Raw genomic sequence first — 19,599 nt, 5'->3', positions numbered from 1 at the left:
GCTTATGGTAGAATTAAATTTAAACCACATTTATAAAAAATACCCCAATAGTAGTCACTATTCTGTAGAAGATTTTGACCTCTCCATCAAAGATAAGGAATTCATCGTCTTTGTTGGTCCTTCTGGCTGTGGCAAGTCGACAACTTTACGGATGGTGGCTGGCTTAGAAGATATCAGTAAGGGGGAGCTTAAAATTGATGGCAAAGTCGTCAATGATTTAGCTCCCAAGGACCGTGATATCGCCATGGTTTTTCAAAACTATGCCCTTTATCCCCACATGACAGTCTATGATAATATGGCCTTTGGTTTAAAACTACGGAAGTATTCCAAGGAAGATATTGATCAGCGGGTTAAAGAGGCCGCTCAAATTCTTGGATTAACCGAGTTCCTTGAAAGAAAACCAGCTGACCTCTCTGGTGGTCAACGTCAACGGGTTGCTATGGGACGAGCTATCGTTCGTGATGCCAAAGTTTTCCTAATGGATGAGCCCCTGTCCAATTTGGATGCCAAATTGCGAGTTTCCATGAGAGCCGAAATTGCCAAGCTGCATCGTCGGATTGGTTCCACAACCATCTATGTTACCCATGATCAAACCGAGGCTATGACCCTAGCCGATCGGATTGTTATCATGAGTTCGACTAAGAATGAAGATGGTTCAGGAACCATTGGCCGCGTTGAGCAAATCGGGACCCCTCAAGAACTTTACAACCAACCTGCTAATAAATTCGTGGCAGGCTTTATCGGCAGTCCTGCCATGAACTTCTTTGAAGTTACGACTAAGAAAGACTGTCTAGTTGGGGAAGCAGGGTTTGAGGTTGCCCTTCCTCAAGGCCAGGCTAAACTCTTAGAAGCTAAAGGTTATTTGGATAAAAAGCTTATTTTTGGTATTCGCCCAGAAGATATTTCCGCCAATCATATCGCCCTTGATACCTACTCGAACGCTATTGTGACAGCTGAAGTTCAGGTTTCTGAGTTACTAGGAGCTGAGACCATGCTCTATCTTAAACATGGGACTTATGAATTTTCATCACGGGTCGAAGCTCGTGACTTTCATGAGCCAGGTCAAGAAGTTAAGTTAGCCTTCAATGTGGCTAAGGGGCATTTCTTTGATAAAGAGACTGAAAAAGTCATCCGTTAAGTTTTATCCTATAGTTACTAAGCATTTAGCTAGTTGATAAAAATAGTAACAGTATCCTAATCACTAGGAGTCTATTGGGCTTTTATGCTCAAAGACAATCAGACTAGACGATGAGCCATAGACTGTACTGAAGTACAGCAAGGTGAGGTCAACAAAGTGGTATTGATTTTTAAAGAGTATTAGCAATTTAGAGCAATTTTAATTCGACTATAAAACCTCAAACTTTTTGAGGATTTTATGGTTTATCTATCCTAAAAAGTATAATAACTTTGTGTGAAAACGATTTCTAAACAAAAGTGAGGAAGTGCTATGGAAAAGCATTGGTGGCATGAGGCAACGGTCTATCAGATTTATCCCAAATCTTTTAAAGACTCAAATAGTGATGGTATTGGTGATTTACAAGGTATTATCAGCAAATTGGATTACCTTCAAAAATTGGGGATTACAGCTATCTGGTTATCGCCAGTCTATCAGAGTCCAATGGATGACAATGGTTATGATATTTCAAATTATGAAGCTATTGCCGATATTTTTGGCGATATGGCAGATATGGAAGAGCTCTTGGATCAGGCTAAGCAACGAGGAATCAGGATTATCATGGATTTGGTGGTCAATCATACGTCTGACGAGCATGCTTGGTTTATTGAAGCTAAAGAAAATCCTAGTAGCCCAGAGCGGGACTTCTATATCTGGCGGGATCAACCTAATGATTTGCAGTCTATCTTTGGCGGCTCCGCCTGGCAATATGATGAAAAATCAGGTCAATACTATCTCCACTTTTTCAGTAAGAAACAGCCTGATTTGAATTGGGAAAATGACCAGCTCCGCCAGCAAGTTTACGCTATGATGAATTTTTGGATTGACAAGGGTATTGGTGGTTTTCGTATGGATGTTATTGACATGATTGGGAAAATCCCTGATCAAGGTATTTCGACCAACGGTCCCAATCTTCATGATTATCTAAAGGAAATGAATCGAGCTAGCTTTGGCGCCCATAATCTGATGACAGTTGGGGAAACTTGGGGAGCCAGTCCTGAAATTGCCAAACAGTACTCCAATCCCGAACATCATGAGCTTTCCATGGTCTTTCAATTTGAACATATCGGTTTGCAACATAAGTTGGGAGCACCTAAATGGGATTATGAGAGGGAGCTCAATGTTCCTGCCCTTAAAGAGATTTTTAATAAGTGGCAGACTGAGCTTGAACTGGGGCAGGGTTGGAATTCCTTATTTTGGAATAACCATGATCTTCCAAGGATTCTCTCCATCTGGGGTGATATTGGTATTTATCGGGAAAAATCTGCTAAGGCCCTAGCCATTCTCCTACATTTGATGCGAGGTACCCCTTACATCTATCAGGGGGAAGAAATCGGTATGACCAATTATCCTTTTACTGACCTTGAAGAAATCAATGATATTGAATCGATCAATTTTGCTCAAGAGGCCTTGGAAGAAGGTCAGAATATGGCAGCGATTATGGACAGCATTCGGATGATTGGACGGGATAATGCCAGAACCCCAATGCAATGGACCAGCTCGGAACAAGCCGGCTTTTCAGATACTCCTAACACTTGGCTGCCAGTTAATCCCAATTACCAAACTATTAATGTTGAAGCAGCTTTGGCAGATCCAGAATCAATCTTTTATACTTATCAGAAATTAATTCAACTCCGTAAGGATAATGACTGGCTAATCGATGCCAACTTTGAACTTCTGGAAACAGTGGATAAGGTCTTTGCCTATAAGCGTGTCTTAGATCAAGATAGTTACCTTGTTGTAGCCAATCTATCAAATCAGGAGCAAGATTTTGATTGGACCGGCTCTTTTGAAGAGATCATCATTGCAAATACAGATATCCAAGGTGTTTTAACCAATAGGAGGCTCAGGCCCTGGGATGCCTTCTGCCTGAAGCTCAACCATTAACCTAAAAGTTTTTGCAACTGATGATAGTATGCAGGCTAGGCACCAAAAGTCCAACGTCTTATTGTCTAGCTAAACTTGAAGAAATACTTGAGTGCTAGTAGGCTAAAGGAGTCAGATTATGGCAATCCAAATAATGACATGGAAAGAGGTTGTTATCTTGTCTATCCTTGGTTTTCTTTGACCATAAAACACCGACTCGCTCGCATTTTTAGATATGAAAAGGCCACTAGGTTCAACCCTAATGGCCTTTTTGCTTGTGGTTTTAAATGGATTTTTGGCTTTCCCAAAGGAAGCCCAAGCTGCTGGAGCTGGCTTTTGTTTGCTCAACTAAGCTACTCTTCATTGGCTTTTAAAACATGAGTTATTTTCTCATATTCGGTCTTTATATTGTCGCTTAGTTTTCCATCAGTGATGACATAATCAAAATTACTGGTCTTATAAAAAACAAAGAAATCGTAAGAATTAAATTTCTGGTGGTCAACCAGCAGAAACTTTTCTATGGCTTTATTGAGAGCCAGCTCTTGGATGGTACCTTCTGATTCGCTGTAGGTTGCTACAGCATCTCTGTAGATGGCGTTGGCACTGATAAAAGCTTTGGAGAAGGTCAGTGAGGTAACATTGGTGCTGGCAAGGGAGCCTACAAAGGCTCCTGTAACCGGTCGATATTCGCCACCAATCAGTAAAAGATCAATATTGGAACTATCTTTTAAGATATCAAAAATGGGCAGACTATTAGTAATAATACGCAAATTGCGATCTACTAGTTCTTGTGCTAGAAACTCCAGCGTCGTTCCAGGTCCGATAAAGATTGTTTCCCCATCTTGGATTCGCTTGGCAGTGAATGTGGCAATCTGTTTTTTTTCTGTCACTTGTACAGATTGCTTTTCTAGGTTTGTTTTTTCCTGTCGATTTAGATTATTGATACTTTGGGCACCGCCGTGGATTCTGATAAGGCGGTGCTCTTTTTCGAGTTCTGCCAGGTCGCGGCGGACAGTCATATCAGAAACTCCTAAAGCTTCCATAATATCGTTAACTGTGATGATAGTTTGTTGGGACAACTGTCCCAGTATCCAGTTTAAACGCTCTTTTTTTATCATTCATATAACTCCTGTTCATTTCTTTTGAAGCTATTATAGCATAACGAAATCTAAATATCACATTTATAAACAAAAAAGAACAAAATTATTTCAAAAAGATCTGCAAAAATATCTCGTTAAAATAGCTATAAAACCAATAAAGTAAGGGATTACAGAGTTGTTTTTAAAACAAACAAAAATAATCAGTTTTTTCTTGACAAAATGTTTGCAATGGTTTATTATTACCATGTAACAAACAAAAACAAACAAAGGAGAACGAAGATGGCTATTGTACTTGGTGCCGATAAGGCAGGAGGAAGACTAAAAGAGCTTATCAAGGTTTATCTGCAAGAAAAAAATCTTGATGTCCTTGATGTTAACGATGGAGCTCAAGAGGATTTTATTGACGTAACCTTAGCAGTTGCTAGCAAGGTTAATGAAACAGATGACAATTTAGGTATAGTAATTGATGCTTACGGAGCTGGTCCCTTCATGGTAGCAACCAAAGTTAAAGGGATGATTGCAGCAGAAGTATCGGATGAGCGCTCGGCTTATATGACACGTGCTCACAATAATGCCCGCATAATTACTATGGGAGCTGAAATTGTCGGTGATGAGTTAGCTAAGAATATTGTTAAAGGTTTTGTCGAAGGCCACTACGATGGCGGCCGCCACCAAATTCGTGTGGATATGCTTAATAAGATGTGCTAAGAGAAGTAACTTGAACTGGAGGATCTAAAAATGAAAATTGCTATCGGTTGTGATCATATCGTCACAGATGAAAAAATGGCTGTCTCAGAATTTTTAAAATCAAAAGGGTATGAGGTACTTGATTTTGGAACCTATGACCATGTTCGAACCCACTATCCTATCTTTGGGAAAAAGGTCGGCGAAGCTGTTGTCAGCGGTCAAGCTGATCTTGGCGTTTGTATCTGTGGTACTGGTGTTGGTATTTCTAACGCAGCTAATAAAGTACCAGGGGTACGTTCTGCATTGGTTCGTGATATGACCTCTGCCCTTTATGCTAAAGAAGAACTTAACGCTAATATTATCAGTTTCGGTGGAAAAATTACCGGTGGTCTTCTAATGAATGATATTATTGAGGCTTTTATCAAGGCTGACTACAAAGAAACCGACGAAAATAAAAAATTGATTGCAAAAATTTCTCATCTGGAAAGCTCAAATGCTAATCAGGCTGATCCAAATTTTTTTAAAGAATTTTTGGACAAGTGGGATCGCGGAGAGTACCACGACTAATGCTTATACTCTTTAAAAATCAGAATAATGTACTGTTGACTTCACTGTAATCGGGCATTGTCCACAGACTATCACTCAGTTGGATTTTGATTTTCCTTTGGGTATTAATAAAGAATTATAGACCGTAAGCTTAATCTAGAATATAAGAGGAGTAAAAATGGTATTGACAGAACAAAAACGTAAGTATATGGAGAAATTAAGCGATGATAAGGGAATCATCTCAGCTTTAGCCTTTGACCAACGCGGTGCCTTGAAACGTTTGATGGCTGAGCATCAGGATGAGGAACCTACTGTTGCGCAAATGGAAGAGTTAAAAGTCTTGGTTGCGGAAGAATTGACTCCTTATGCGTCATCAATGCTCTTGGATCCAGAGTACGGCCTGCCTGCAACGAAGGCTCTTGCGGAAAATGCAGGTCTCTTGCTGGCTTATGAAAAAACAGGTTACGATACCTCAAGTACCAAACGTTTGCCAGACTGCTTGGATGTCTGGTCCGCTAAGCGTATCAAAGAACAAGGGGCAGATGCTGTTAAGTTCTTGCTTTATTATGATGTAGACAGTTCTGATGAGCTTAATCAGCAAAAACAAGCCTATATTGAACGCGTTGGTTCTGAATGTGTGGCAGAAGATATCCCATTTTTCTTAGAGATTCTAGCCTACGATGAAAAGATTGCCGATGCAAAGAGTCCTGAGTATGCTAAAGTTAAACCTCATAAGGTTATTGAAGCAATGAAGGTTTTCTCTAATCCACGCTTTAACATTGATGTGCTTAAGGTTGAAGTTCCTGTTAATATGAATTATGTTGAAGGTTTTGGTGATGGAGAAGTTATCTATAGCAAAGCAGAGGCGGCAGCTTTCTTTAAACAGCAGGACCAAGCAACTAACCTTCCCTATATTTACCTGAGCGCTGGTGTATCTGCTAAATTGTTCCAAGATACGCTTGTTTTTGCTCATGAATCGGGAGCAAACTTTAACGGTGTTCTTTGCGGCCGCGCTACTTGGGCAGGCAGTGTCAAAGATTACATCGAAAAGGGAGAAGAGGCTGCTCGTGAATGGCTGCGGACAACAGGGTTCCACAATATTGATGAACTCAATAAAGTGCTGCAAGAGACAGCAACATCATGGAAAACAAAAGTTTAATGTTTTTAAAAAGGAGGAATCACCATGAACAGAGAAGAAGCAACTCTACTGGGGTTTGAAATTGTGGCCTACGCTGGAGATGCGCGTTCAAAATTACTTGAAGCTTTGAATGCAGCCCAGCTGGGAGACTATTCTAGGGCTGATGAACTAGTATCAGCGGCAGAAAGCTGTATTGCCGATGCGCATAATGCTCAGACAAGTCTTTTAACGAAAGAAGCGCAAGGCGATGCTATTGAGCTAAGTGTCACATTGATGCATGGTCAAGATCATTTGATGACAACCATCCTGCTGAAAGATTTGATGAAGCACCTAATTGAACTGTATAGAAGAGGGAGTTAATTATGAACACATTGATTGCTCAGATTGAGAAAGGAAAACCTTTCTTTGAAAAGATTTCCCGGAATATCTATCTGCGTGCTATTCGTGACGGCTTTATTGCTGGTATGCCTGTTATCTTATTTTCCAGTATCTTTATCCTGATTGCCTACGTTCCAAATTCTTGGGGCTTTCATTGGAGTAAAGAGATTGAAAATCTTTTAATGACGCCCTATAACTATTCTATGGGTATTCTTGGTTTCTTTGTTGCAGGGACAACAGCTAAGGCTTTGACAGATTCTATGAACCGTCAGCTAGAAGATACCAATCAGATGAACTTCATCTCAACGATGCTGGCATCTATGGTTGGATTTCTTATCATGGCAGCAGAACCAGCAAAAGAAGGCGGCTTCCTCAGTGCTTTTATGGGAACAAAGGGGTTGCTGACAGCTTTTATCGCAGCCTTTATCACGGTTAACATTTACAAGGTCTGTGTCAAAAATAATGTGACCATTCATATGCCTGAGGAGGTACCGCCTAATATTTCCCAAGTCTTTAAAGATTTGATTCCATTCACCTTGTCAGTTGTTGTTCTTTATGCTCTTCAGCTGCTTGTTCAGCAGTTCCTGGGTGTTAATGTTGCCGAATCAATCGGAACTCTCTTGGCACCTTTGTTCTCAGCTGCGGATGGTTATGTCGGAATTACCTTTATCTTTGGAGCTTTTGCCTTCTTCTGGTTTGTTGGTATTCATGGTCCTTCTATTGTTGAACCGGCTATTGCAGCCATCACTTATGCTAATGCAGAAGTCAACCTCAACCTCTTGCGTGCTGGTGAGCATGCGGATAAGATCCTGACTTCAGGCACACAGATGTTTATCGTTACCATGGGTGGTACAGGTGCGACACTTGTTGTTCCTTTCATGTTCATGTGGTTGACTAAGTCAAAACGTAACAAGGCTATCGGACAGGCTTCTGTCGTACCTACTTTCTTTGGCGTTAATGAACCAATCTTGTTTGGGGCACCGCTTGTTCTCAATCCAGTTTTCTTTATTCCTTTCATTTTAACACCGATTGTCAATGTTTGGCTCTTTAAATTCTTTGTGGATACTTTGGGAATGAACAGTTTCACTTCCAATCTGCCTTGGGTAACACCAGCGCCTCTTGGTTTGGTTTTGGGAACGAATTTCCAAATTCTATCCTTTATCCTTGCCGCCCTTCTAATTGTGGTTGATGTTGCCATCTACTATCCATTTGTTAAGGTCTATGATGAACAAATCTTGGCAGAAGAAGCCTCAGGTCAGTCAACTTCTGCTGCCCTCAAAGAAAAAGTTGCCGCTAACTTTGACACTAAAAAAGCAGATGCTATTCTTGAAAATGCCGGTGCTACTGAAGAAGCGGCAGATAGTACAATCACCGAACAAACAAATGTCTTAGTTTTATGTGCTGGTGGTGGGACCAGCGGTCTCTTAGCTAATGCTCTCAATAAGGCAGCAGCAGAATATGGAGCACCTGTTAAAGCAGCTGCCGGCAGCTACGGTGCTCACCGTGAAATCCTGCCGCAGTATCAGTTAGTTATTCTGGCACCGCAAGTGGCTTCTAACTACGATGATATGAAGGCTGAAACAGACAAACTTGGTATTAAATTAGCTAAGACTGAGGGAGCTCAATACATCAAGCTGACACGTGATGGTCAGGGAGCTCTGGCCTTTGTTGAAGAGCAATTTAAAGATTGAGAGGTCATAAAATGACTAAAACATTACCGAAAGACTTTATCTTTGGTGGTGCAACTGCTGCTTATCAAGCAGAAGGGGTCACCAAAGGAGAAGGTAAGGGTCCTGTTGCTTGGGACAAATATCTGGAAGATAATTATTGGTACACAGCAGAACCTGCCAGCGATTTTTACCACAAGTATCCTGTTGACTTGAAATTGGCCGAAGAATTTGGCGTCAACGGTATCCGCATTTCTATTGCTTGGTCGCGGATTTTTCCGACAGGCTTTGGAGACGTTAATCCTAAGGGAATTGAGTTCTATCACAAGCTCTTTGCCGAATGCCACAAGCGTCATGTTGAACCCTTTGTGACTCTGCATCATTTTGATACCCCTGCAGCCCTCCATGCTAATGGAGACTTCCTCAATCGGGAAAATATGGATCACTTTGTTGATTACGCAGAGTTCTGTTTTAAAGAGTTTCCTGAGGTTAACTACTGGACAACCTTCAATGAAATCGGACCGATTGGCGATGGCCAGTATCTGGTAGGAAAATTTCCGCCGGGTATTAAGTATGACTTAGCTAAGGTTTTCCAGTCCCATCATAATATGATGGTTTCCCATGCCCGTGCAGTGAAAGCTTTTAAAGATGGCGGCTACTCTGGTGAAATTGGTGTGGTTCACGCCCTGCCGACCAAGTATCCTTACGATCCGTCTAACCCAGCTGATGTGCGTGCTGCAGAACTGGAAGATATCATCCACAATAAATTTATCCTTGATGCCACTTATTTGGGAGAATACTCGGATAAAACCATGGAAGGGGTCAACCATATCTTAGCTGTCAACGGCGGAAAACTGGATCTGCGCGATGACGATTTTGCAGCTCTTAAAGCTGCCAAGGATTTGAATGACTTCTTGGGCATCAACTACTATATGAGTGATTGGATGCAGGCTTTTGATGGCGAAACGGAAATTATCCATAATGGTAAGGGCGAAAAAGGCAGTTCTAAATACCAAATTAAAGGTGTCGGGCGCAGAGAAGCGCCAACCCATATTCCAAAAACAGATTGGGACTGGATTATTTACCCGCAGGGCCTGTATGACCAGATCATGCGCGTGAAAAAAGATTATCCTAATTATAAAAAGATCTATATCACTGAAAATGGTCTTGGCTACAAAGATGAATTTATCGACCATACTGTTTATGATGACGCTCGCATTGACTACGTCAAAAAGCACCTAGAGGTTCTTGCTGATGCCATTGCTGATGGTGCCAATGTCAAAGGCTACTTCATCTGGTCCTTGATGGATGTTTTCTCATGGTCCAATGGCTATGAGAAACGCTACGGTCTTTTCTATGTTGATTTTGATACGCAGGAGCGCTACCCTAAAAAGAGTGCGCACTGGTATAAAAAGTTAGCTAAAACCCAACAAGTTGATTAATCAGTAGATCTTATTGGTTTTCTGTCTTGTAACTTTCAAATATTCTCCATTATTAATTGAAATCTCCACCTAATAATATAACTAAACCCTTTTCTCAATTTCAGAAAAGACCGTAGCCAGACAAGAGTCACAGTGTTTAATTGGGGCTCTTGTCTTGTTTTGATTGAAAATATAAGCTAAGTGAGGACAATAATGACGATTACATTAAAAAATGACGAATTGGCCGTCCAATTATCAGAGTTTGGCGCTGCTCTGACATCAATCAAGGACAAGGATGGGCTTGAATATTTATGGCAGGGGGATCCTGAATATTGGAGTTCTCAAGCTCCGGTACTCTTCCCTATCTGCGGCAGCTTACGGATGAATTGGACGGTTTACAAACCAGCAAACCGCCCGCATTTTACAGGCAATATCCCTAGACATGGATTGGTTCGTAAGGAATATTTCACGGTAGATGAGATTTCTGAGGACACTGTTACCTTTTCGATAAGGCCGACAGAAAAAATGCTGAGAGCCTATCCTTATCATTTTCATTTGAAAATTAAGTACAGTTTATCGGGAAAAAGGATCCGTACGACCTACCTAGTAACCAATGAGGAAAAAGATAAGACTTTACCCTACTTTATTGGCGGTCATCCAGGCTTCAACTGTCCCCTGCTGGAAACTGACAGATATGACGATTATTATCTTGAATTTGAAGAGGAAGAAACTTGCACAATTCCGCGTTCATTTCCAGATACGGGACTGCTAGATCTCAATGACCGACTCCCCTTTTTAAATCATCAGAAAAAGCTTGACTTGGATTATCGTCTCTTTGCCCGCGATGCCCTGACACTGGATCGTCTTAAATCCCGAAGTGTCACTCTACGTTCCCATAAGCATCACAAGGGTATTCAACTAGATTTTTCAGATTTCCCCTATCTGGTACTTTGGTCTACTGTCAATCAAAGTCCTTTCGTCGCTCTTGAACCATGGAGTGGTCTGTCGACTTCCTTGGATGAGTCTGATTATTTTGAAGATAAGCGCAGTGTTAGTTTGGTCGAGCCCAAGCAAACCGATTGCAAGTCATTCAGCATTGGTATCCTTTAGAAAGCAGGTACCTGTCGTGTTAGAATCTTTAAAAGCTTTGCGAAATAAATTTATAGCAGCTGCTTTTGAAATAGTTTACCTGATTACTTTTAAAGATAAATCTCATATCCCTCAAGGGATCACGGAAATAGAATCCCCTGCCAAATGGTATATTACCAGCGGTGAGGAGTGGTATGGTCATTCTGAGGACTCTCTAGAAGAGTTTAAGACAAAATTTCTAAATCTAACGGGTCTGACTGAAGATCAGGTAATCTTTAGCCAGGATCACCTTCCTTTTTCAAAATGATAAAGGAAGATAAAAGTCAGCAAATTAATATGAATATAAAAAGCAGGCAGATTTATACCCAAAGTAGGGAAAATCTGCCTGCTTTTATAAATTCTAATCAGGTATATACTCAATGATGTCTTCAACAGGTGCCTCAAGGGCTAAACATAAATTATCTAGGGTTTTGGTCGTAATGGCTTCACCCTTTTTCATTCTGTGGATGGTGTTAGCACTGATTCCATATTTGACAATCAATTCATATTTGGTCATTGATTTTTTAAATAAGGTTTCATAAAATGGCCGATATGAAATCATGCTTACACCTCCTAACAACTATGATAGGTGTAAGATAACACACTTATTGTGTTGACTATAATTAAAACGAATTACTTTCAGTAAGAGAGGAATTCGTTTCTATTCTATCGAGATGGCCTGCCATCGAAAAAATTATAAGTATTTCTGAAAATTCACGTTTTAGATATCATAATCACTCAAGAATACTGATAGAACATTATTTTAAATGATAAAATTTTGGCTTTTAGAGATCCCTTTACAAATTTTGCGGATTGAGGAGCTTGGGCAGATTATGAGGGGTTAATGATCTTTTGACTTTATGTTATTCTATAAGGGAACTACCCCTTAGTTCATTTGTAAAATAACGTAAAGGCGGTGTTTTATGGCAAGAGGTAAAACAAGACACAAGGCTTTATGGCTTGTGTTGGGTGGTTTTATTGGTGTGATTGTTTTAATTATTGGAATAATAGGAGGACGATATTATATGGAAAAGCAAAAAGCAAGGGAGCTTTATCAACATGGATTTAGGTTGTACGAGGAACAGATTGCAACCTATATTACAGAGCATTATTCAGGTGTGAAAAAGATTGAGTTTTCTCCTATTTTTATCAGACGAGGTGGGATGCAGAATGCTCATATTGTGCCTATAATATATGATAATAAAGGAAATAAGGCATTATTAGGGACAACAATTAATAGGATTAATTATGGAGGATATGGTCTTGGCGAAGGTATTTGGTTAGATTTTGATGGTGCTACGAATGAGGAAATTATTGAACTAGAGTCGGATAATGGTTCAAAAATTGAAGTTCAAGAGTATGAAGAGCTTCCAGCTAAGGCCAAGTTTACAAGCGTAAAAGAAATTGATGATAATATAGATGCTTTGACTAAAGATAATCAATTAGATGGGGTGGAACAAGATAAAGAAGGAAGTCCTCTAGCTAAGATCGTTTATAATACTGAAATTAAGGAAGGAGATTATACCAAATGGCATTAACCGATGAAACAATGCAAGATTTACAGGGAAAGGTACAAGATAATGCATCTGCAGAACCAGGGACAAGGATAAATCTTGGAACGAAGAAAAATCCTGAGTATTATGAAGTAGTTAATTCTACGGATGGCACCACCCAAGCTGTTGCAGTAGCTCCAGTAAACAAAGATGGTTCGGTAGATTACGAACAAACCTCAATAGCTGTCTATGGTACCCAGCCTGGAATCAATGACTCAACAGGTAATGCGATTCAAGCTTTTGGTGGAATGACACCCCAGTATGATGATGTTGAAAAGTTTTATAATGATACCGAAAAGAAGGTTGATAACCACGGCGGAGAAATCACTAACATGTCTGGCTACAGTCAGTCTGGTCCTGCTGTTGCTAAAGTAGCTGCCGACCATAAAGTGGATAAAGTCACCAATTTTGCGGACTGGGGAGCTCAAGCAGCTTATGATAATGGAGATATTACCGAGGAAGATAAAAAGTATTTGGATAAACATGCCACTATCTATACTGATTCTGGTAAGGATCTAACTTGGCTCAATAAAGGTGGAAAAATTCCTTACGGGAAAAAGGTGGTTGTTGAAGGTAAACATGACCTCAATCCCATAAGTGACCATGATTTTGCATATGCTCATATCAAAGGCAATGGTCCTGATGTGAATTGGTACGTCAAGCACCACCAATTCTGTTCTGGCATGACTAAGGAGCAGGCCAAAAAGGTCGCCAAGTATCAAGCCAAGCATGACCATAATCCCTTTAAGAGCACTCAGGACTACCTAGATGAGTACAACGATACCTATGGTTCTTTTAAGAAGAAGCGCAAGGTCAAAGCTAAGAAAGGCAAAGCTAACCAAAACCTTTCAGTAGATAAGAGCAAGATGAAAAATGCCAGCGTCAGTGTCTTGACCAAGCGCCTTGGCTCTGCTTCCGGCTCTGAGAAAATCCTCCTAAAGAAGGAGCTTTTGACCTCTCTGGCCAGTGAAATCAAAGAAGATGTCCAGGCTCAGGAGAAAAAGGTAACGAAGAAACAGGAAGAAGCTAAAGAAAAGATTGAGAAGATTATCGAGCGCACGCGTACTCAGGCTCTTGAGATTGCTAAGACACTGCCCGCTGGAGAAGTTGAAGCCCTGTTATCGGAGCTCTCCCTTGGGCAAGTCTGGCAGTCTGGGGTTGAAGCGGAGAATGAGACTCAAGCCCACCAGTTTGCCTCTAAGGTCACACAGTTATCAGAAAATTTGACGACTGCGGCTGACCGTATTGAAGAGACTGATAGAGAAGACGCTCAACAGATCAAACTGCTATAGGAGGAAAGATGGCAAGCTTAGAAGAAGAGATGGCCGATTTAGCTAAAGCGCAGGAAGAGTTTCAAAAAGAACAAGAACGTATCATGATAAAAGCCTTGGTTCTAACAACCAAGGCAGAGATCCAAGAGATTGGTGAGGAGCTAAAAGCTGATTTAAAAGCTCTGGGAACAAAGATGAAATCCAAGATTGCTTCTAAAGTCAGGTCTAGTTTGGAGGCAGCTCTTCAGGGACAGGCAGCCGATGCTGCTAAGAATCAGGTAGCCAGTTTACCCGAACCTAACTTTACCAATCCTGTTAGTCGTTAATGAATTTGATAAGGAGGTAAGAGAGATGTCTAACATGAGTTTTGATGAATTAGCAGAAGCATACGCGGGACGTATGAACGCCTACAGTGGAGCTGATCAGCAGCTGTCCGATATACAAATGGAAGCGAGACAGACCTTTGAAGCTCACCAAGATATTCTGCTGGATGCTCAGAAACGGCTGTCCGAAGACAAGAAGGTTAAGTCCTATATCGCTGAATTAGAAAGCAATCTCAATGAGTTTTGCCAGCAGCTCCAACTTAAAGGGCAGGAACTAATGGAGATGAGAAACGGGGAAGAGAGAGTATTTAGACAAAGAGCAGCCTTTTACAACCGCGATTTGTGATAGGCCTCAAGAATGATTGGTAGCGTGTCACTGAGCCTGAAGCAAAAATATTCTTATTAGAAATAATCAGCTCTTATTTTATAAGGTATACCATATAAAAACGAACAATGATAAATTTCAAGTGATTAAAATTCTATCTTTGTTCGTTTTTCCTGTACTCGTAGCTAGAGTTTAGGTATCAAACTCTTTTTTAAAGCTATCCATTGGCAATATCTGAGATAGATTCCATAGCCCTTTAAGTGTGACTGTGGCCTGAAAACGCTAAGACTTTCATTTCGTAGTATAATAAAACTAAAAGATAGGAGGCAGCTATGAACCAAAAAGACCTCGAAAAACGCATCCAATCAGCTCAGAACCCCCTTATTGTCACTGGTGCAGGTGTCTCGACCCTATCGGGGGTTCCTGACTATACCGCCATGAAGGGAATGAACCTCCATGAGCGTTATTTTCAGGCCCGTGAAATTTTATCACGTCCCTTTTTCCAAGCTTATCCTAGAGAATTCTGGCAGTGGCATAAGCAACAATTTTTACAAAGACTGGAGCCCAACAAGGTTCATCGTTGGATAGCTAAGCAGGCAGTCCCTGTCCTGACACAAAATATTGATGGCCTTCACCGTCAGGCTGGTTCAAAGGATATTATTGAATTTCATGGCAAGGCTGACAGAGGGATTTGCCAAAGCTGTTTTCAAGAAATTGATTTGCGGGATGATCAAGCTATCATAAGACATGTCCACGCCCTGCTAACCAGTGATCCTATAGCTATTCTAGCAGATCATGTCGACACGGAAATTGTCCTCTACGGAGATGCCATTGATCCTGACAATTTAGCCTTGGCAGCTCGTTGGACTCAGTTCAGTGATCTCATCCTTGTTATTGGGTCAACCTTGGAAGTCTACCCTTTGGCAGGCCTCGTTCTGCAACAAGATCCTGCAAAAATTATCTGGCTGGGTAAGGAAAAAAATGAGGTGGCAAGGAGCCACCCCGATATTGCATTTATCCAAAAAGATTTTCGAAATTTTTTGAAGATTAATAGGAGCGCTTGACAGGCGCTTTTTTAATGAGTCAGATAGCCACTCGATTGTTTTATTACCACGCTGACCGTGGTTGATCACACACTTCCTACTGGATTGTTTCTTCCTCATGCTGGCCAGTTACGTACATGGTAAAGCTAGCCTTGGCCATGAGTTCCTTGTCTTGATTGCTAATGGTGACATCGATGACCTTGGTGGTTCTGCCGTTATGAATGCAGCTACCTTCAATAGTTAGCTTGTCCCCTAAATTCCCTGACTTTAGGTAGTTGATACTTGATTGCAGAGTCACCGCATCAAAACCTGTCGAAATGGAGACTAGGCCGCTGATTTGGTCACACATGGCAAATAAATAGCCACCGTGCGCGTGGCCGTAGTAGTTAAGAGAAGAGCTGACAATTTCAGTCTTAATCACAACATGACCAAATTCAAATGTGTCAATGGTACCATTCTCAAAAATTTTAATTTCATGTAAGTAGTGCTCGGTTGTCATATTTATCTTCCTTAATGATTCAAATGGTTTAAAAATTGTTGGGCATCGACAGCGACGCGCTGATGTTTGGACTTGCCAATCAATTTTTCCTCTACATAAGCTTCAATATCAAATTCAAAATGACGATCCTTTACCTGGTAGTGTTTAACAAAGACCGTGACCTTGTCACCTATTTTGCTAGCAGCCAAATGCTGAACATCAATAGCTGTTCCTACAGTTGTCTGCTCCTTAGGCAAAAGGTGCGCAATTGCTAGGCAGGAAGCATTTTCCATAAATGCCACGAGAGCTGGTGTTGCTAGAACATTCAGAGATCCTGAGCCAAGGACCTTGGCGGAGTGCTGCTCATTTGTCGTGTAAGTGTGCTTAAATATTGTCATAATAGTCCCTTCTTGTATTCATAAATAAGGGTGCAATAAGATTGACCAGAATAGAAAGTGATTAAGGCAAGGAGAAGTTCGTTCAGCTTATCTAAAAATTTCTTGATCTGTTGATAACAGTTCCTAGCCTATTTAAACAACCTTTTCCAGAACCCTTTACTTGCGTCTGGAGCTGCTTGCTTGGTTTCAAAGTAGGAGGAGAAGACTTTAAAAATATCCGTTTCCTCCTGATTGACAGCTTTGTCCGTATGAACGATAAGATCAAAAGGGTGTATCCCTTTCTCATTAACATTAGTAAAACTAACTCCAGCCTCTTGAGCCATCTTCATATAGAGCAGCTGGTTGCTTTGGGTAAGATTGGGGCAGGACTTAACTTTAACCGTACTGTATTGGGAGTTGAGACTGGCTAAAATCTTTGGGAAAGCTGTCTTAACATCATCGCGATTGCCCATATTTTTGTCAACTGTCAGTAAGATTCGCTCCCTGAATGTTCCTAAGTACTGCCTCATTTCATCAGGATTTAGCCTAGTTTCACCGGAGGCCGCGGTTCTCAATTTCTTTTCTAAATTGTCCATAGTGTTACCTCTCTTATCACCATTTTACCACAAGATTGTTGGAAGAGATAAATAGGAAAAGAAACTGGGATAAAGCACGACTTATAATATTATTTATAATGTCAAAATCATTAATCTGAGTTTGGTTCTTGTTTGCTTATTAACAAGGATTGTGTTATGATGAGGGTGTAAAAAAATTAAACTCATAAGGAGAGTATTGTAATGTCAATTATTACTGATGTTTACGCACGCGAAGTCCTTGACTCACGCGGTAACCCAACACTTGAAGTAGAAGTTTACACTGAATCAGGTGCTTTTGGACGTGGAATGGTTCCTTCAGGAGCTTCTACTGGTGAACACGAAGCTGTTGAGCTTCGTGACGGTGACAAATCTCGCTACAGCGGACTTGGAACTCAAAAAGCTGTTGACAACGTAAACAACATCATTGCAGAAGCTATCATCGGTTACGATGTGCGCGATCAACAAGCTATCGACCGTGCTATGATTGCTCTTGATGGTACTCCAAACAAAGGTAAATTGGGTGCAAACGCTATCCTTGGTGTGTCAATCGCTGCTGCACGCGCTGCGGCTGACTACCTCGAAGTGCCTCTTTACAGCTACCTTGGTGGATTTAATACGAAAGTATTGCCAACTCCAATGATGAACATCATCAACGGTGGTTCTCACTCAGACGCTCCAATCGCTTTCCAAGAATTCATGATTATGCCAGTTGGCGCACCAACATTTAAAGAAGGTCTTCGCTGGGGTGCAGAAGTCTTCCATGCTCTTAAGAAAATCCTTAAAGAACGTGGTCTTGAGACAGCTGTTGGTGACGAAGGTGGATTTGCCCCTCGCTTTGACGGCATTGAAGATGGTGTAGAAACTATCCTTAAGGCTATTGAAGCAGCTGGTTACGAAGCTGGTGAAAACGGAATTATGCTTGGTTTTGACTGTGCTTCTTCTGAATTCTACGAAAATGGTGTTTACGACTACACTAAATTCGAAGGCGAAACTGGTGCGAAACGTACTGCTGCAGAGCAAATTGACTATCTTGAAGAGCTGGTAAACAAATACCCAATTATCACTATCGAAGATGGTATGGATGAAAATGACTGGGAAGGTTGGAAAGCTCTTACGGAACGTCTCGGTGGCCGTGTTCAATTGGTTGGTGACGATTTCTTCGTTACAAACACTGACTACCTTGCGCGTGGTATCAAGGAAGGTGCTGCTAACTCAATCCTTATCAAGGTTAACCAAATCGGTACTTTGACTGAAACATTCGAAGCTATTGAAATGGCGAAAGAAGCTGGCTACACTGCTGTTGTATCACACCGTTCAGGTGAAACAGAAGATTCAACAATCGCTGATATCGCAGTTGCAACGAACGCTGGTCAAATCAAGACAGGTTCATTGTCACGTACTGACCGTATGGCTAAGTACAACCAATTGCTTCGTATTGAAGATCAACTTGGTGAAGTTGCTCAATACAAAGGTATCAACTCATTCTATAACCTTAAAAAATAAGGTTCTATCATTAGGTTGATAGCATTATCCCTAAAGCTGCTAGGAGAGATTCTAGTAGCTTTTTCTTGTTTTTATAGATAAACTGAAAACTGTCTGTCTTGCTAGCGGCAGCTCCTAAGTTTAAAACTGCTATTTTTGTTCAAGTATTCTATCTAGTAATCTGACCGTACTGTCTAAAGGCCTATTGATTGTTTTAAAAGCGCTTGCAAAAAGGGGGAACAAAGAGTAAGATTAGGTTAAAAGATCAAAACTAAGCTTGGAAAAAGTTTTAAAAAAGCAAGGTAGCTCTGACAGGAGCAGTAGTTTAAAAAGTCATGTCTTTCTTATTTTTCTTTGCAAGCTCAATTTCCAATTTCGAATTATCCACTGGATTATTCGGGTGGCTTAATATCTTAATGATTACTAGGAGGAACAATATGAAACTGGTTGCTATTGTGGGAACGAATTCAAATCGTTCAACCAATCGAAAGCTATTGCAATTTATGGCTAGGTATTTTACTGACCAAGCTGATATTGAGGTGCTGGAAATCAAGGATTTACCAGCTTTTAATGAACCGGAAAATAAGGTAGTTCCTGATTCCATTGCTGTCTTCAACCAAAAAATTGCAGCTGCTGAAGGAGTGATTATTGCGACTCCAGAGTACGACCACACCGTACCAGCCCCCCTTTCTTCTGTTTTGGAGTGGATCGCTTATACTAGTCGTAGTTTGATTAACAAACCGACGATGATTGTAGGGGCTTCGCTTGGAACTCTGGGAACATCACGTGCACAGGCGCATTTACGCCAAATTCTTGATGCTCCGGAATTAAAGGCTCGTGTCATGCCAGGAAATGAATTCCTTTTAGGCAATTCTGAGCAGGTTTTAGGTGGCGGTCAGTTTAACAATCCTGAAAAGCTAGCTGAGTTGGAAGATGTTTTTGATGAATTTCAGAGCTTTGTCACTTTAACAAACCAGTTAGTTAAGGAAACTGATACTGAACGCAAAAGAGCTTTTGTTTGGGATGTCAAAGAGTAGGAGAAATGT

Annotated in this window: 22 protein-coding genes; 17 read left to right on the top strand and 5 right to left on the bottom strand. The window is 40.9% G+C overall.

What is annotated here, in order from left to right:
* Positions 1-4 precede the first annotated feature (4 nt).
* Positions 5-1,138, top strand: coding sequence for an ABC transporter ATP-binding protein (locus tag AC4HAO_RS03860; RefSeq protein ID WP_491134641.1), 1,134 nt, complete (start codon positions 5-7; stop codon positions 1,136-1,138).
* A gap of 309 nt (positions 1,139-1,447) precedes the next feature.
* Entirely contained in the window at positions 1,448-3,061 is a 1,614-nt protein-coding gene (gene dexB / locus AC4HAO_RS03855; protein WP_491134640.1) for a glucan 1,6-alpha-glucosidase DexB, read from the top strand.
* Positions 3,062-3,393: 332 nt separating this feature from the next.
* On the opposite strand, the gene AC4HAO_RS03850 is transcribed toward dexB, so the two are convergent.
* Positions 3,394-4,158 carry a DeoR/GlpR family DNA-binding transcription regulator gene (locus AC4HAO_RS03850; protein WP_447452173.1) on the bottom strand — a complete coding sequence of 255 codons (765 nt, stop codon included), beginning with the start codon at positions 4,156-4,158 and terminating at the stop codon, positions 3,394-3,396.
* Between the two features lie 261 nt (positions 4,159-4,419).
* Between AC4HAO_RS03850 and lacA the strand changes: the two genes are divergently transcribed.
* The 8 genes from lacA (at position 4,420) to AC4HAO_RS03810 (ending at position 11,373) form a co-directional block, all read left to right on the top strand.
* Positions 4,420-4,848 carry a galactose-6-phosphate isomerase subunit LacA gene (gene lacA, locus AC4HAO_RS03845; RefSeq protein WP_491134639.1) on the top strand — a complete coding sequence of 143 codons (429 nt, stop codon included), beginning with the start codon at positions 4,420-4,422 and terminating at the stop codon, positions 4,846-4,848.
* Positions 4,849-4,878: 30 nt separating this feature from the next.
* Entirely contained in the window at positions 4,879-5,394 is a 516-nt protein-coding gene (gene lacB, locus AC4HAO_RS03840) for a galactose-6-phosphate isomerase subunit LacB (RefSeq protein ID WP_447452171.1), read from the top strand.
* Between the two features lie 157 nt (positions 5,395-5,551).
* A complete protein-coding gene (gene lacD / locus AC4HAO_RS03835) occupies positions 5,552-6,532 on the top strand; it encodes a tagatose-bisphosphate aldolase (RefSeq protein WP_491093814.1) in 981 nt (326 codons plus the stop codon).
* Between the two features lie 24 nt (positions 6,533-6,556).
* A complete protein-coding gene (gene lacF, locus AC4HAO_RS03830; protein ID WP_491134638.1) occupies positions 6,557-6,871 on the top strand; it encodes a PTS lactose transporter subunit IIA in 315 nt (104 codons plus the stop codon).
* A gap of 2 nt (positions 6,872-6,873) precedes the next feature.
* Positions 6,874-8,580: a lactose-specific PTS transporter subunit EIIC gene (locus AC4HAO_RS03825; RefSeq protein WP_491093816.1), complete on the top strand. Its 1,707-nt coding sequence runs from the start codon at positions 6,874-6,876 to the stop codon at positions 8,578-8,580.
* 11 nt (positions 8,581-8,591) lie between these two features.
* Entirely contained in the window at positions 8,592-9,998 is a 1,407-nt protein-coding gene (gene lacG, locus AC4HAO_RS03820; protein WP_491134637.1) for a 6-phospho-beta-galactosidase, read from the top strand.
* A gap of 192 nt (positions 9,999-10,190) precedes the next feature.
* On the top strand, positions 10,191-11,087 hold the full coding sequence (locus tag AC4HAO_RS03815) for an aldose 1-epimerase family protein (protein ID WP_491134636.1): 897 nt from the start codon (positions 10,191-10,193) through the stop codon (positions 11,085-11,087).
* A 16-nt stretch (positions 11,088-11,103) separates the two neighbouring features.
* Positions 11,104-11,373 (top strand): DUF3884 family protein, encoded by a 270-nt coding sequence (locus AC4HAO_RS03810; protein WP_491134635.1) that lies wholly within the window; start codon positions 11,104-11,106, stop codon positions 11,371-11,373.
* A gap of 93 nt (positions 11,374-11,466) precedes the next feature.
* Here AC4HAO_RS03810 and AC4HAO_RS03805 read toward each other — a convergent pair whose 3' ends face one another.
* Positions 11,467-11,667, bottom strand: coding sequence for a helix-turn-helix domain-containing protein (locus AC4HAO_RS03805; protein WP_491134634.1), 201 nt, complete (start codon positions 11,665-11,667; stop codon positions 11,467-11,469).
* Positions 11,668-12,028: 361 nt separating this feature from the next.
* Here AC4HAO_RS03805 and AC4HAO_RS03800 point away from each other — a divergent pair, with 361 nt between their 5' ends.
* From AC4HAO_RS03800 to AC4HAO_RS03780, 5 genes are all read left to right on the top strand, one after another.
* Positions 12,029-12,643 (top strand): hypothetical protein, encoded by a 615-nt coding sequence (locus AC4HAO_RS03800; protein WP_491134633.1) that lies wholly within the window; start codon positions 12,029-12,031, stop codon positions 12,641-12,643.
* Positions 12,634-13,950 carry a hypothetical protein gene (locus tag AC4HAO_RS03795; protein ID WP_491134632.1) on the top strand — a complete coding sequence of 439 codons (1,317 nt, stop codon included), beginning with the start codon at positions 12,634-12,636 and terminating at the stop codon, positions 13,948-13,950. Before AC4HAO_RS03800 ends, AC4HAO_RS03795 begins: the two co-directional genes overlap by 10 nt.
* An 8-nt stretch (positions 13,951-13,958) precedes the next feature.
* Positions 13,959-14,255, top strand: a complete 297-nt coding sequence (locus AC4HAO_RS03790; RefSeq protein ID WP_491134631.1) for a hypothetical protein — start codon at positions 13,959-13,961, stop codon at positions 14,253-14,255.
* A gap of 25 nt (positions 14,256-14,280) precedes the next feature.
* The gene (locus tag AC4HAO_RS03785; RefSeq protein WP_491134630.1) at positions 14,281-14,598 is read left to right on the top strand and encodes a hypothetical protein; all 318 of its coding nucleotides are present in this window, start codon (positions 14,281-14,283) and stop codon (positions 14,596-14,598) included.
* A gap of 311 nt (positions 14,599-14,909) precedes the next feature.
* Entirely contained in the window at positions 14,910-15,641 is a 732-nt protein-coding gene (locus AC4HAO_RS03780) for a Sir2 family NAD-dependent protein deacetylase (RefSeq protein ID WP_491134629.1), read from the top strand.
* A 76-nt stretch (positions 15,642-15,717) separates the two neighbouring features.
* Here the strand turns inward: AC4HAO_RS03780 and AC4HAO_RS03775 are convergent, their stop codons facing one another.
* The 3 genes from AC4HAO_RS03775 to AC4HAO_RS03765 form a co-directional block, all read right to left on the bottom strand.
* Positions 15,718-16,119 (bottom strand): PaaI family thioesterase, encoded by a 402-nt coding sequence (locus AC4HAO_RS03775; RefSeq protein WP_491093827.1) that lies wholly within the window; start codon positions 16,117-16,119, stop codon positions 15,718-15,720.
* An 11-nt stretch (positions 16,120-16,130) separates the two neighbouring features.
* Positions 16,131-16,496 (bottom strand): thioesterase family protein, encoded by a 366-nt coding sequence (locus tag AC4HAO_RS03770; protein ID WP_491134628.1) that lies wholly within the window; start codon positions 16,494-16,496, stop codon positions 16,131-16,133.
* Positions 16,497-16,624: 128 nt separating this feature from the next.
* Positions 16,625-17,071 carry a DUF1694 domain-containing protein gene (locus AC4HAO_RS03765; protein WP_491134627.1) on the bottom strand — a complete coding sequence of 149 codons (447 nt, stop codon included), beginning with the start codon at positions 17,069-17,071 and terminating at the stop codon, positions 16,625-16,627.
* A gap of 201 nt (positions 17,072-17,272) precedes the next feature.
* Here AC4HAO_RS03765 and eno point away from each other — a divergent pair, with 201 nt between their 5' ends.
* Positions 17,273-18,574 (top strand): surface-displayed alpha-enolase, encoded by a 1,302-nt coding sequence (eno, locus tag AC4HAO_RS03760; protein WP_447452153.1) that lies wholly within the window; start codon positions 17,273-17,275, stop codon positions 18,572-18,574.
* Between the two features lie 416 nt (positions 18,575-18,990).
* Positions 18,991-19,590 carry an NADPH-dependent FMN reductase gene (locus AC4HAO_RS03755; RefSeq protein ID WP_491093830.1) on the top strand — a complete coding sequence of 200 codons (600 nt, stop codon included), beginning with the start codon at positions 18,991-18,993 and terminating at the stop codon, positions 19,588-19,590.
* The last annotated feature ends 9 nt before the right edge of the window (positions 19,591-19,599 follow it).

The sequence above is a fragment of the Streptococcus sp. ELY_137 genome (genome assembly GCF_058314515.1).
Note: the sequence above shows the minus strand (reverse complement) of the source record. Positions and strands in the feature narration are given on the sequence as shown.

Excerpts from the sequence above, each read along its gene's own strand:
- AC4HAO_RS03860 (WP_491134641.1), top strand. The coding sequence starts at position 5 with ATGGTAGAATTAAATTTAAACCACATTTATAAAAAATACCCCAATAGT.
- AC4HAO_RS03790 (WP_491134631.1), top strand. The coding sequence starts at position 13,959 with ATGGCAAGCTTAGAAGAAGAGATGGCCGATTTAGCTAAAGCGCAGGAA.
- AC4HAO_RS03775 (WP_491093827.1), bottom strand. The coding sequence starts at position 16,119 with ATGACAACCGAGCACTACTTACATGAAATTAAAATTTTTGAGAATGGT.
- lacG (WP_491134637.1), top strand. The coding sequence starts at position 8,592 with ATGACTAAAACATTACCGAAAGACTTTATCTTTGGTGGTGCAACTGCT.
- AC4HAO_RS03770 (WP_491134628.1), bottom strand. The coding sequence starts at position 16,496 with ATGACAATATTTAAGCACACTTACACGACAAATGAGCAGCACTCCGCC.
- AC4HAO_RS03850 (WP_447452173.1), bottom strand. The coding sequence starts at position 4,158 with ATGATAAAAAAAGAGCGTTTAAACTGGATACTGGGACAGTTGTCCCAA.
- AC4HAO_RS03785 (WP_491134630.1), top strand. The coding sequence starts at position 14,281 with ATGTCTAACATGAGTTTTGATGAATTAGCAGAAGCATACGCGGGACGT.
- AC4HAO_RS03800 (WP_491134633.1), top strand. The coding sequence starts at position 12,029 with ATGGCAAGAGGTAAAACAAGACACAAGGCTTTATGGCTTGTGTTGGGT.
- dexB (WP_491134640.1), top strand. The coding sequence starts at position 1,448 with ATGGAAAAGCATTGGTGGCATGAGGCAACGGTCTATCAGATTTATCCC.
- AC4HAO_RS03755 (WP_491093830.1), top strand. The coding sequence starts at position 18,991 with ATGAAACTGGTTGCTATTGTGGGAACGAATTCAAATCGTTCAACCAAT.
- AC4HAO_RS03815 (WP_491134636.1), top strand. The coding sequence starts at position 10,191 with ATGACGATTACATTAAAAAATGACGAATTGGCCGTCCAATTATCAGAG.
- AC4HAO_RS03765 (WP_491134627.1), bottom strand. The coding sequence starts at position 17,071 with ATGGACAATTTAGAAAAGAAATTGAGAACCGCGGCCTCCGGTGAAACT.
- AC4HAO_RS03805 (WP_491134634.1), bottom strand. The coding sequence starts at position 11,667 with ATGATTTCATATCGGCCATTTTATGAAACCTTATTTAAAAAATCAATG.
- AC4HAO_RS03795 (WP_491134632.1), top strand. The coding sequence starts at position 12,634 with ATGGCATTAACCGATGAAACAATGCAAGATTTACAGGGAAAGGTACAA.
- lacA (WP_491134639.1), top strand. The coding sequence starts at position 4,420 with ATGGCTATTGTACTTGGTGCCGATAAGGCAGGAGGAAGACTAAAAGAG.
- lacD (WP_491093814.1), top strand. The coding sequence starts at position 5,552 with ATGGTATTGACAGAACAAAAACGTAAGTATATGGAGAAATTAAGCGAT.
- AC4HAO_RS03780 (WP_491134629.1), top strand. The coding sequence starts at position 14,910 with ATGAACCAAAAAGACCTCGAAAAACGCATCCAATCAGCTCAGAACCCC.
- AC4HAO_RS03825 (WP_491093816.1), top strand. The coding sequence starts at position 6,874 with ATGAACACATTGATTGCTCAGATTGAGAAAGGAAAACCTTTCTTTGAA.
- eno (WP_447452153.1), top strand. The coding sequence starts at position 17,273 with ATGTCAATTATTACTGATGTTTACGCACGCGAAGTCCTTGACTCACGC.
- lacB (WP_447452171.1), top strand. The coding sequence starts at position 4,879 with ATGAAAATTGCTATCGGTTGTGATCATATCGTCACAGATGAAAAAATG.
- lacF (WP_491134638.1), top strand. The coding sequence starts at position 6,557 with ATGAACAGAGAAGAAGCAACTCTACTGGGGTTTGAAATTGTGGCCTAC.